9 protein-coding genes and 1 pseudogene are annotated in these 11,969 nt (G+C 73.7%); 3 read left to right on the plus strand and 7 right to left on the minus strand.

Annotated elements, in window-relative coordinates; all coding sequences use genetic code 11:
* Nucleotides 1–28: 28 nt before the first annotated feature.
* Complete coding sequence (locus tag ACFP2V_RS02980) at nt 29–1,792, minus strand: glycoside hydrolase family 13 protein (protein ID WP_381204883.1); 1,764 nt, start codon at nt 1,790–1,792, stop codon at nt 29–31.
* A gap of 305 nt (nt 1,793–2,097) precedes the next feature.
* On the opposite strand from ACFP2V_RS02980, the gene ACFP2V_RS02985 reads away from it, so the two are divergent.
* Nucleotides 2,098–3,072, plus strand: a complete 975-nt coding sequence (locus ACFP2V_RS02985) for an LAETG motif-containing sortase-dependent surface protein (protein ID WP_381204885.1) — start codon at nt 2,098–2,100, stop codon at nt 3,070–3,072.
* A gap of 143 nt (nt 3,073–3,215) precedes the next feature.
* Here the strand turns inward: ACFP2V_RS02985 and ACFP2V_RS02990 are convergent.
* Nucleotides 3,216–4,170: pseudogene (locus ACFP2V_RS02990) on the minus strand (nucleoside hydrolase); the annotation flags it as partial.
* Between the two features lie 392 nt (nt 4,171–4,562).
* Here ACFP2V_RS02990 and ACFP2V_RS02995 point away from each other — a divergent pair.
* Entirely contained in the window at nt 4,563–5,366 is an 804-nt protein-coding gene (locus ACFP2V_RS02995) for a hypothetical protein (protein ID WP_381204887.1), read from the plus strand.
* A 3-nt stretch (nt 5,367–5,369) separates the two neighbouring features.
* Here ACFP2V_RS02995 and ACFP2V_RS03000 read toward each other — a convergent pair whose 3' ends face one another.
* Nucleotides 5,370–5,639 carry a hypothetical protein gene (locus ACFP2V_RS03000; protein ID WP_381204890.1) on the minus strand — a complete coding sequence of 90 codons (270 nt, stop codon included), beginning with the start codon at nt 5,637–5,639 and terminating at the stop codon, nt 5,370–5,372.
* Nucleotides 5,640–5,800: 161 nt separating this feature from the next.
* Here ACFP2V_RS03000 and ACFP2V_RS03005 point away from each other — a divergent pair, with 161 nt between their 5' ends.
* The gene (locus tag ACFP2V_RS03005) at nt 5,801–5,968 is read left to right on the plus strand and encodes a hypothetical protein (protein WP_381204892.1); all 168 of its coding nucleotides are present in this window, start codon (nt 5,801–5,803) and stop codon (nt 5,966–5,968) included.
* 65 nt (nt 5,969–6,033) lie between these two features.
* Here the strand turns inward: ACFP2V_RS03005 and ACFP2V_RS03010 are convergent, their stop codons facing one another.
* The 4 genes from ACFP2V_RS03010 to ACFP2V_RS03025 all read right to left on the minus strand — a co-directional run bounded on the left by ACFP2V_RS03010 (nt 6,034) and on the right by ACFP2V_RS03025 (nt 11,953).
* Entirely contained in the window at nt 6,034–7,479 is a 1,446-nt protein-coding gene (locus ACFP2V_RS03010; RefSeq protein WP_381204894.1) for an extracellular solute-binding protein, read from the minus strand.
* Entirely contained in the window at nt 7,476–10,313 is a 2,838-nt protein-coding gene (locus ACFP2V_RS03015; protein WP_381204896.1) for a caspase family protein, read from the minus strand. The genes ACFP2V_RS03010 and ACFP2V_RS03015 overlap by 4 nt, the downstream gene beginning before the upstream one ends.
* A gap of 4 nt (nt 10,314–10,317) precedes the next feature.
* The gene (locus ACFP2V_RS03020) at nt 10,318–10,680 is read right to left on the minus strand and encodes an effector-associated constant component EACC1 (RefSeq protein ID WP_381204898.1); all 363 of its coding nucleotides are present in this window, start codon (nt 10,678–10,680) and stop codon (nt 10,318–10,320) included.
* A 106-nt stretch (nt 10,681–10,786) separates the two neighbouring features.
* Nucleotides 10,787–11,953 carry a hypothetical protein gene (locus ACFP2V_RS03025; RefSeq protein ID WP_381204900.1) on the minus strand — a complete coding sequence of 389 codons (1,167 nt, stop codon included), beginning with the start codon at nt 11,951–11,953 and terminating at the stop codon, nt 10,787–10,789.
* Nucleotides 11,954–11,969: the final 16 nt, after the last annotated feature.

Below are 11,969 nucleotides of genomic sequence, written 5' to 3' on the forward strand. Positions count from 1 at the left end.
GAGCCGGAGACGCTCCGGCTCCGGCTCGTCAGCGGCTCAGCCAGGCCGTCGTGTCCGGGGCCAGGCGGCCGTCCGTCAGGGGTGCGCTGGTCAGCAGAACCTCGCCCGGGGGCAGGGGGACCGGGGCGGCCGACAGGTTGGTCACGCAGCGCCAGCCGTCGTAGCGATCGAACTGCAGCACCCCGGCGGGAGCGTCCTCCTCCCAGGTCAGCGTCTCGCCCTCCTGGAGTTTGCGGCGCAGACGCAGGGCCGTGCGGTAGAGCTCCAGGGTCGAGCCCGGCACGCCCTCGCGTGCCTCGACGCCGTCCTGCTCCTCGACGGCGTACGCGGCGAAGCCGGGCGGCTGCGGCAGCCAGGCACCGCCCGCGCCGAAGCCGTACGACGGTCCGGTCGTCGTCCACGGCAGGGGCACCCGGCAGCCGTCGCGGCCCTTTCGGACGTGGCCGGTCTGCTCCCAGACCGGGTCCTGGAGGACCTCCGTGGGCAGGTCGGCGACCTCGGGCAGGCCGAGTTCCTCGCCCTGGTACAGATAGGCCGAGCCGGGCAGCGCCAGCATCAGCAGGGTCGCCGCGCGGGCCCGGCGCAGCCCGGCGGCGGTGTCGACGGCAGGGGCGCGGCCGCCGGACAGCAGCCAGGCGTTGCCGTCGGTGTCCGGTGGGAGCATCAGGCGCGAGGCGTGGCGTACGACGTCGTGGTTGGAGAGCACCCAGGTCGCCGAGGCGCCGGCCGCTCGGGCGGTCGCGAGCGAGTCGGTGATGACCTGGCGGAGCGCCTCCGCGTCCCAGGGAGCCTGTAGGTACTCGAAGTTGAAGGCCTGGCCCAATTCGTCCCGCCGGGCGTACAGGGCGCGCCGGGCGCCGGGGACCCACGCCTCCGCGACGGCCGTGCGGGGCGGGGAGTAGGCGTCGAGGATCTTGCGCCAGTCGCGGTAGATCTCGTGCACCTCGTCACGGTCGTAGAACGGGTGGGTGCCGGGCGGGAACTCGGTGAGGGCGGCCTCGCCGCTCGGTTCGGAGGCGCCGAGGTCGCGCAGCGGCTCGCTCAGGTCCTTGGCGAGGGCATGCGCGACATCGACGCGGAAGCCGTCCACCCCCCGGTCGGCCCAGAACCGCAGGGTGGTGCGGAAGTCGGCGCGGACGTCCTCGTTCGCCCAGTTCAGGTCGGGCTGTTCAGCGGCGAAGAGGTGCAGGTACCACTGGCCGTCGGACACCCGCCGCCAGGCGCTGCCGCCGAAGACGGACTGCCAGTCGGTGGGCGGGTGTTCGCCCCGCGGGCCACGCCCATCGCGGAAGACGTAGCGCTCGCGGGCCGCGGAGCCGGGGCCGGCCCGCAGCGCCTCCTGGAACCAGACGTGCTGGTGGGAGGTGTGGTTGGGGACGATGTCGACGATCACCTTGAGGCCCAGGCGGTGGGCCCCGGCGACCAGCGCGCCGAAGTCGTCGAGGGTGCCGAGGCGCGGGTCGACGTCACGGGGGTCGGCGACGTCGTAGCCGCCGTCGGCGAGCTCGGAGGGGTAGAACGGGCTCAGCCAGAGGGCGTCCACGCCCAGGGCGGCGAGGTGGGTGAGGCGCCGGGTGATGCCGCGCAGGTCGCCAAGACCGTCGCCGTCGGCGTCGGCGAAGCTGCGGGGATAGACCTGGTAGACGACGGACTGCCGCCACCAGTCGGGGTTGCGCGAGGAGAGGTCGGGCGCGGCGTCGGAGAGAACGTCTGTGCCGGGTGTGACGGGTGCAGTGGGGGCGGAGGCCGACGGGGCCGGCCGGGGGGCGGGCGGATTGATGCGGTCGGTCACGCGGTCTCCTCCGGGTGGGTGCGGATGACAGCATGAATCTGTCCGGAACGCCGCAAAAATGAACACACGGGCGGAGCGGAGGCATTCCTTCCTTGTGTGAAGGAAGCATGAAGGGTGCGCAACTCCCCTTACTCCGCCGCAGGTTGACAGGGTGATGTGGCGCGGCCACCATGAAGGCGCACTGAGGCACATGTGACCAATGAGCTTCGTGTTTCTTCGACCACTCATACCCGGGCCGGCCGGCCGCCGCGTGCTGTCCTGCCGCCGTGCCCCGGTTTCCGGCACACGCCAAGAATGGGATCCGCATGTCCATAGCGAGACGTGTCCTCACCCGCCGCCTGCTGGGGACGGGCGCCGCGACCCTCGCCCTCTGCGCGGCCACCACCGTCGCCGCGACCTCCGCCTCCGCCCACGGCACCCCCGGCGGCGACGGCTGGAAGTCGGGCGGCGACTACCGGCCCGGGACCGGTGCCGGTACGGTCACCGAGACCGACCGCTGCCAGTTCTCGCTCGACGGCGCGAACTTCTTCGACTCCGTCAAGGTCGACGACCAGAACCTGCGGCCCAGCGAGGACGGCAAGGTGCACATCAAGGTCCGCGCCGCCGGCGACGCGACCACCTGCACCGCCTCGCTCGCCTCCTACCTGGCGCACGGCGCCACCTTCGCCTCCTCCGGCGAGCAGGTCTTCGTCGACTTCGGCACGGTGACGGTCAAGCCCGGCAAGACCGACTCCCTCGACATCGCCATCCCGGACAAGGGCTGCTTCGCGCAGATCGACCTCTACCGGGGCGCCGTGAAGTTCGACGGCAAGCTGGACGCGAACGACGGCTTCGAGCACGGTGAGCTGCCGAAGGGGCCGGACCGTCCGGTCATCAAGGACAAGCTGATCGCGGCCTGGAACGGCGGCACGAAGGACTGCACCGCCGACACCCCGCCCGAGGAGGAGACCCCCGAGCCGTCCACCCCCGCGCCGTCCACCCCCGCGCCGTCCACCCCTGCGCCGGAGCAGTCCGAACCGGCCGAGGACACCACTCCGCCGGCCTCCGAGACGCCGGGCGAGCCGTCCACGGCGCCCAGCACCGACGCACCCACCCAGTCCCCCTCCGAGCCGGCCACCGAACCGGGGGCCTCGCCGAACGGCGGCAGCGACAACCTCGCGGAGACCGGCGCCGACAGCAACACCGGTCCGTTCGCGATCGGCGCGACGGTCCTGCTGGCAGGCGGCGCGGCGCTCGTCGTGGCCACCCGCCGCAAGCGCGCCGGCGCCAACAGCCAGTAGCCAGTAGCCAGTAGCCAGTAGCGCCCCCATACGCGCCCGGCCCGTCCCACGGGCCGGGCGTTCGGGTTCCGGGGGCAGCACCGCGGGGGCGGCAGAGATGTCCGCGACGGACAGCGGTCCTCCTGCCGTGCCCCGGGCCCGCCTCCCTCGACGGTCGCCGGACAGAGCGTCACATAGCGCTGTACGTCCACGTCCAGCCCGACGTCCACCAGGCACTGCTCGCGCACGCCCTCGTGCAGTTCGGGCTCGCCGATACGGGGGCGGCGGTCGACGACGGTCTGGCCGCGGGCGGGGCCGGGGCTCAGGGGGACTTCGGCGGGGAGCCGGTGGGTGGTCAGGCCCTCCGGATCGACGACCGCGCACAGCGCACCCGCGTCGCCGAGCCCGCCCGCGTCCTCGGTGGGGTCGTCGGGGGCGCTGCCGGGGGTGACGGGACGGTGGGCCGGTCGGGCGTCCGGTTCGGTGCTCGCGCGCAGCCTGTGCACCTCGGCCGCCGGGACGACGACCCGGTTGAACACGTCCAGGCCGTACATCGTGATCGGCACCCCGGCGGTGAGCAGGATCGCGGCGGCCTCCGGGTCGTGCCATACGTTGAAATCGGCGACCGGGGTGGCGTCGCCGGCGCCCGCCGCGCCGCCCACGAACACGATCCGCCCGATGGTGCGGGTGACCTCGGGACGCGTCCGCGGCAACAGGGCGATGTCGGTCAGCGGGCGGTGGGCACCAGGGTGACCGGGCGCGGGGAGGCGAGGATCTCGCGGCGCAGCAGGGTCACCGCGTCCACGTCGGCCGGGGTGCGCCGCGGAGCGGGCAGGCCGAGGTCGCCCATCCCGTCGTGGCCGTCCACGCGGGCCGCGGAGCGCGGGGCCTCGATCAGCGGGCGCTCGGCCCCCGCGCGACGGGCACAGCGGGCGCGCCCGCCGTCTCCAGCACGGTGAGGGTGTTGCGCACCACGCCGTCCACGTCCGTGTTGCCGGCCGCGCAGGTCACCGCACGCAGGCCGATCCCGGGGTGACGGACGGCGAACAGCAGGGCGAGGGCGTCGTCGACACCCGTGTCGCAGTCGATGATCACCGGAATGGGCGGACCGTACGTCACGGCGAGGACTCCTTCGGGACGCGGGCTACGGGACACCGGGCGTGGGGCACAGGGCACCGGGCACCGGGCACGGGGACGCGGGCACGGGGACGCGGACGCGGGCACGGGGACGCGGGGACGCGGGGACGCGGGGACGCGGGGACGCGGGGACGCGGGGACGCGGGGACGCGGGGACGCGGGGACGCGGGGACGCGGGGACGCGGGGACGCGGACATTTTTCCTTGTCGTACTCACCCGGACGGACCGCCGCGCTGGTGGGATGGGCGGTGCGGTGGTGCCGTATGAGCACGTGTCGCTGCCCCGGCCCCGGTCCTGTCCCGGTCCCGTCCCGGACGGCCGGGGCGCGGTCGCAGCCACATCCACAGCCCGGCTCCACCAGGAGGCACACCCCGATGACGCATGCCCCGGCCGCCGCCCGCGCCCTTCTCGCCTCCGTGCTGTCGGTGTCCGCGCTGCTGACCACGGCAGCCTGTTCCGCCCTCGGGAGCGACACGGCCGGGCCGGCGGTCCCGGCGTCCGCCACCGCCTCACCCTCCGCCGTCACCTCGGCCGCCGAGCAGTCCTCGTCGGCGGCGCCCGAGCCCGGGCTGAGCGGGGAGCAGCTGCGGGCCGCGCTGATCACGGAGACGGACCTGGGACAGCCCTGGGTGCCGACGCGGGGCGCGGCGACCTGGCGGGACGGGCTGCTCAAGTCGAGCACGAAGAACGCCGACTGCCGGCGGCTGCTCGACGTCCTCTACACCGAGAAGCTGTTCGGCGTGCCGGCCGGGCCGGGGGCCGTGGTCGCCCTGGACGACGCCTACAGCGGCGCCCAACTGCGTTACCAGGTGGCCGCGTACCCGCCCGCCGACGTGGACCGCACGCTGAAGTGGCTGGGCGGTCTGCCGAAGAAGTGCGGAAAGTTCACCGCCACGGCCAAGAAGGACGGCGTCCAGAAGGTCGAGGTCGACGCGCTGACGCTGCCGGAGGCCGGGGACGCCCGGCAGGCGCTGCGGGTCACCATGACCGGCGAGACGTCCGACCACCAGCTGACGCGCCTCACCCTGGATGTGGCAGTGGTCCGGGTCGGTGAGGAAGCCATCACCCTCACCAACGGCGGCTTCGGTGATGTCGCCTCCGAACTCACCCAGGTGATCGCGGAGTTCGGGGTGAATCGGCTGACGGAGATCCAGAAGCAGGGCCGGGTACGGGTCTGATCGTCACGTCAGGCGGTCCACGGCCTGCTTGGCCTCGAGCAGACCGGCCCCGGTGGCCTCACGGTAGGCCTTGACCGCCTGGACCGTCTTGCCCTCCCGCACGAGCGCGACGATCCCCTCCTTGCCCGGGATCTCCTCGTGCAGGTCCAAGTGCTGGAGCACCAGGTCGAGTTTGCGTTCGACGCGCGCGGCGGTGCGCTCTGCTCGGGAGATGTCCTTCTGAACGGCCCACATCCCGAGAACCACGAGGCAGGCGAGGAAGAGTATGCCCATGGTCGGCCAGTGTACGGACCGAGGGCGGCCCCGGCCGCCCTCCCCGGATCATGACGCTCGCACCACCAACCCTCCTTGTGCCCCTTGCCGTTCGAGTCCGGCAGCCCTTAGGTTCAACCGCGGATTCACCGTGTCCAACCCATCGCTGTTGCGAGGTCGCCGTGCTGGAACGCATTCGCACCACCAGGCGTTACGCCAGAGGCTTCGTCGCGGCCATCGCCGCGGTCACCGCACTGGTCCTGGCAGCCAACGCGGGTCCGGCCAAGGCCACCCGCTCCGAGGAGCCGGACCACCGCACCACAAGCCCGGTGGAAGCCACCGTCCGCTAGAACCCGGTCTGTCCGCAGGCCCTCCGCGGTCACTCCGCGGTCACTCCGCGGTCACTCCGTCGGCCCTAATGCGGGAGGGCCTTGCGCAGGGCCCTGTCCAGTTGTTCGGCCAGGGCCTCGTCCGACGGCACGCCGTCGCCGTGCAACGGGTCGAGCTGGGTGATGAGCGTCTGGGTGAACGCGCCGTACAGCGGGGTCCTCGGCCGGTGGACCGCCTTGCGCAGGGCCGGCAGGAGGACGTCGCGGGCGTAGGCGGGGCGGCCGCCGCTGTCCCGCGGGACCGGGTCGGCGCCCTCGCCCGTGGGGGACGCGGAGGGTCCGGGGCCGACCGCGGTGCACCGCTCGCTGTCCGCGTCGCCCTCGTAGGCCGAGGTGCGGGTCGCCGCGAAGCCCGCCTCCAGCAGGCAGCGCTCGCTCTCCTTCCCGGTGAGGAACCGGATCAGCTCGGTCGCCTTGCCCTTGCGCTGCGACACCCCGGTGACCGCGAGGTTCTGCCCGCCGAGTACCGCCCGGCCGGGCAGCGGGGCGACCCCGAGCTGTCCCTGGGAGAAGGTCCGGTACAGGGTGCGGTACTCCGACGGCCAGTGGCGCAGGAACGCGGTGCGGCCCTCGGCGAAGTCGCTCAGGGAGGTGCCCTCGTCGGAGGCGACGGCGTCCTGAAGGGTGTACGCCGTCTCCGTGCGCCGGCGCAGCTCGGCGATCCCGTCGGCCAGTTCGTCGACGTCGCCGACGTAACGGCCGTCCTCGTCGACCAGCTCGAGGTCCGGCACCGCGGACGCGAACGCCTCCACCGCGTTGACCGTACGGCCTTCGTAGGCGGCGAGCTGGGTGGTCCAGCCCTTCTCGTAGGCGTCCGGGGCGGGATGGGCGTCCAGGACCTCGACCAGGCCGCGCAGCCCGTTCCAGTCGAGGTTCGCGCCGGGGTCGGGCCGCTCGACGCCGGCCCCCTTCAGGTAGTCGCGCCGGTAGTACAGCAGGCCGACGTCGCTGTTGAACGGCGCCGCGTACACCTGTCCGTCCCACCAGGCCGTGCCGGCCACCGACGGGATGACGTCGTCGTTGTCGACCAGGTCGCGCGGCAGCGGTTCGATCAGGTCCGCGGTGGCGAACTCGGGCACCCAGGTCACGTCCAGGTTGACCACGTCGTAGTCGGCGCTGCGGGACTGCAGGGCGCCGAGCAGTTGGCTGCGCTGTTCGTCGGCGCTGCCGGGAAGCTCGACCAGTCGGGCCTGGAAGCCGGATTTCTTCCGCTGCTCACGGAGGTTCCAGGCGTCGATGAGCTGCCGGCGTATGCCGTTCTTACCGGTGACGTCCCGGCCGCTGGCGACCACGATGAAGCCGGTCACGTCGCCCGGGGCCGCGGATCCGGCCGTCCCCGTGGGAGCACCGCCGCCGTCGGCCGGGCCCCGTGTGCCGCCGGTGCAGGCGGCGCAGACGGCGATCAGCAGCAGGGCGAGTGACAGGGCGAGCAGCGGCACCCGTGGAGCGGTGAGCCGTCGGGGCCGGGTCATGAATCCCCCGTTCCGGTGCGGGCGACCTCGTCGCGCAGGGCCGGGCCGGGATTGTCGCCGCTGTCCAGGCAGCGCCCCCTGGAGGCGTCGGCGATCCGGCGGTCCGGCCGGCCCGGGTCGCAGCCGCGGTTCGTCAGGGACACCACGGTCACCGGCACCTCGGAGTTCCGCGCCCCGGAGAGGATGTCGTCCAGGTGGTCCCGGGAGAGCTGGTCGCTGTCCTCGCTGTCGGTGATGTACACGATCAGCCGACGGCTGTCGGACCCGGACGGTCCCATCGCCTCGAACGCGGCGTCCAGGGCGCCGCGCGGGTCGGCCTCGGCGTCCCGGACCCGGGCGCGGGCGTCGAGGGTGCGCTCGACGTCGGCCCGCCGGTGCTGACCGATCGGCAGCAGCGGCTCGTACGAGCGGTCGCCGGTCTCCGCCACCGCCCAGACGCCGTACTTGTCCCGTTCGCCGAGGCCGCCCAGCGACTGCTTCAGCAGTCCGGGGCCGCCGCTCGGCCCCTCCCACAGGCCCTTCATCGAGAGGGAGCTGTCCAGCAGATACAGCACCCGTCCGGGGCCGCCCGCCGCCCGGTACTCCGTCAGGGCCGCCTCCATCGCGTCCCGCCCGGCGAACCGGTCGAGCGCGGAGGGCGCGGGCAGTACGCCGCCGGCGACCGTGTCCTGGTCCATCAACTGCCAGTCGTACGGGGAGCGGAAGCCGTCCCGGGCGAACACCGCGCGGCCCTCCTTGCCGGTCAGCCAGTCCTGGAAGGCGGCGGCCGACGCGTCGCGGGTCTCCTCGTCCCGGTCCGCGCCCTGCCAGCGGACCCGGACGAACACCGGCGCCACACCGGGGACGTCCGTGGGGTACTGGGCGGTGCGCGCGGTGCGCGTGGCCCGGTCGCAGCCGACGCCGCTGCGCAGCAGGAACTCGGGGACCAGGGCGGCCGTGTGGTTGTCCACATCGTCGCGGTCGGGCAGTGTGCACAGCAGCTCGGCGGCGGTGGGGGAGGGCGGGCCCTGCTGGGCGACCCGCCGTTCGGCGGTGACGACGGACTCGTCACCGCCGTACAGGCCGATCGTGGCGAGCAGTCCGATGTCGGTGAACTCCGGGTCGGGGCGCCGCACCGCGGCCTCCTCGTCCCGCTCGGACAGGTCCTCGATCATGCGGTTCAGGGTCAGGCCGGTACGGTTCTCCACGCCCTGGGCGGCGCTGTCCCCCGGGACGGCCAGCACGACCGGGGAGTAGGCGAGGGGCTTGTCGGCGGCCTCGGCGACGGCCACCGCGTCGGTGTCCTGGCCCGCCACGACCCGGGCGAGGTCGGCGCGGGAGGCGGGAATCCAGATGTCCGGCTGCGGCCCGATGTCCCGTTGCGGGTTGACATTCTCGTCGTGGGGCTCCTGCCAGGCGCCGGTCTCCTTGCGCAGCGCGGTGACCACGTCGGAGGAGCCCGCACTGTAGACGGTGATGCCGGTGCGGCGGCAGCCGTCGTCCAGGGTGTTCGCCGCCGAGGTCAGATGGGCGTCGGCGGCGGCGCGGATCGTCGGCTCCAGATCCGGGTCGGTCAGGACTCGCAGCTCCAGCGGTGGGGCGCAGACCGTGTCGCCGCCCCGGAGGTGTCCGACGAGCCCGAGCACGCCGTAGGCGCCGGCGGTGAGGAGGCCGAGGACGGCGAGGCACAGCGGGAGGACCGTCCGGGGGGTGCACCACCAGGCCGTCCTGCCGTGTCTGCCGGCTCTGCCCGTCAGGCCGGTTCCGCCCGTCAGGCCCGACCGGCCCGTCCACCGGTCGGTCCGGCCCGTCCGGTCGGTCCGGCCCGTCCGCTCCGTCCCGCGAGGGCTGCGGAGGCGGCCGACGAGCCGGGCGGTGAGCGGGGGCCTTGGCGCATCGGCGGCGGGCGTGGGCGTGGGGTGCGGCGTGAAGATGGGCGTGGGCGTGGGGGCGGATGAATCCGGATCCGGGTGCGCGCCGGGTCTCTTCGGGTCCGGGTCCGGGTCCGGGTCCGGGTACGTGCCGGGGTGCTCCGCCGGTCTCGCACCTCCTGCCGTTTTCGACGGTTCCGCCCGCCTCGATGGCTTCTCCGGTCTCCACGGCCTCGCCCGGGTGCGTGGCTTCGCCGCCAGCAGGACGTCCTCGCCGGGCTCCGCGCGCCACTGCGGCTCCCACTCGTCGCCGCGCACGGTGCTGAGGCCGCGGGCGGCCATCCGCTCCCGTATTCGCTCGGAGAGGTCCAGGAAACCCGTCTCGCCCTCCTCGTCGAGGAGCCGGACGAGTTCGGCGGTGTACGGCGTCGGTGTCCGCGGATCGCCCGCGTCGATACGGTGGTTGGCCTGGACGCTCATCATCAGCAGCAGGCGGTGCTTGTCGCCCAGGGTCTCCCGGACCCAGGCCGCGTTGCCCGCGAAGCAGCAGTCGAGGATCACCACGATCCGCCGGGCCGGGCTGGTGGCCAGCATCGTCAGGACGGTGGTGAAGGGCTCCGCGCCCGGGAACACCGCGTGCCCGCCCGCGACGATGCTCGCGTTGCGCATCTGCAGGAACAACTCGTCGCCCGCGCTGGGGATGGCGCCGTGCCCGGCGAAGTAGAGCAGCAGCACCCCCTCCGCCTCCGCGGCGGCCGAACGCAGTGCCCGCCCGAAGTCGTCCAGGGACGGCGAGCGGGCGACCGTTATCTCGTGCTCGCCGAACACCCGCCCGCGCGCCAGCACTTCACGCAGGTGGTTCACATTGTGCTTGACCGCCGGAAGGTCGCCGGGCACACCGTGCGGCGGCTCCGTGAGGTCGTACTCGGACACGCCGACCAACAACGCCCTGCTGGGCAGCCCCCGCGGGTCGAGACGGATCACCGGCCTACCTGTCGTCGAGGTTCACCGATTCGACTCTGCCCCCGGGCGGTTCGCCGTCCTCGACGTCGCGCCGGTTGGCCCGCCAGGCCGACACGGCCTTCTTGACCTGGTCCAGCAGCTCCGTGGCGATCGCGCCCGCACCCGCACCGACGAACAGGACGACGATGTCCATCCCGAGACCCATCGGGGCACCGGACTCGTCCGTCCTCGGCCGCTCCTGGATCTGCAGATCGCCCGCGCGTACCCGTTCGTCGAGCGGTTTCTCCCGTTCCAGCCACTTGCGCAGCGCACCGATGTCGCTCGCGTTCGCGGTGGCGTCCAGCCGGATCCGAATGCCCCCGTTGGCCACACCATCCCCCTCAGCCATAACTCACCATCATGGCACCGTTGTTGCTCAACGGGGAGAGGGCGGCAACGGTTGCTTCCTCCCGGCGGAAGAGGAAGGGTGCGGGCAGATCCGGTCGGGTCCCGGTTCAGTTCTGCGTCTGCAACTGGCTCAGCTGCCGCCGCACATGGTCCAGGGCTCCTTCCCGTCGTCCGGGCACACGGCTGCGCAACTCCGCCAGTGACAGGCCGAGTTCGCGGGCCCGCACCGGGTCGCCGATCCGGCCCCACTGGTGGTGCGCCCGGTCCACGGCGGTCTCGACGGAGGAAGCGTCCGCCGCCTGCCCGGTGCTGAGCCGTGCGGCGGCCACCGTCAGCCAGATGTGGCAGCTGAGCGCCGCGTCCCCGGCCAGCATCGCCAGATCCGCGCGCACCTCGGCCCAGTGCAGCGCCTCCTCGGAGGCGGGCCCGTGGGCGAGGGCGGCGCTCTGCTCGTACCGCGCGGCGAGCGCGTGGGCATCGGCGTGGCGGCCGGACCGTACGGCCTCCGTGATGACCGTGTGCGGGTCCCCCGGCACGGGCCCGGGTCCGGGCCGCGCCAGGACGAATCCGACGTGCGCGCCCTCCGCGGCGACCCGGACCAGCGCCTGCCGGTGCAACTCCTCGTCCGGTGGGCGCCGTCCACTGCGCAGCAGCGTCGCGACCGCCTTCATGTACGCCGGTTCCGCGACCGTACGACGGGAGCGGGTGGACGGCGGCGCGATGCGGCCGTGGACGGCGGTGTCGCGACCGGAGTCGAGCGCGGGCGGGAGCGCGGGCGGGCCCGGGTCCGGCGCCGGACCCGGTGGGCCCGGCGGCTGCGCGATGCCCAGTGCCTGCCAGGTCTCCTGGTCCACGTGCAGGTCGAGGATCAGCGTCGTGACACCCGGGGGACGCAGTCGCAGCTCGTCCCGGAACCAGTGCCACGGGAACGCCGTGTAGCGCACGGTCGACGCGGTGGTGCGGGCCAGTGCCAGATGGGGCAGACGCTGGCGGCGGTCGAGCAGCAGTTGCCCCGCGACGTACAGGGTGAGCGGTCCGGGGGCGGTCGCGGCGGCGCGCAGCCGGGTCAGGACCGCCTGCGGCTCCAGCGGGTCGGCGAGCTCGACGACGTTCGCGGTGTCCGTGCCGGACAGGACGGCGGGCGGTACGGCCGCGAGGACGGGGAGCACGGACGCCGCGTCCACCAGCCGTCCCCGCCCGGGCGGCGAGGCCGCCAGCAGCAGTGCGGTTCCGGGCGCGGCCCCGGGCTTGCTTCCGGGTGGGGTCCCGGGCATGGTTCCCTCCCCTGTC

It is taken from the genome of Streptomyces incanus (assembly GCF_042656345.1).
Taxonomy (GTDB): Bacteria; Actinomycetota; Actinomycetes; order Streptomycetales; family Streptomycetaceae; genus Streptomyces; species Streptomyces incanus.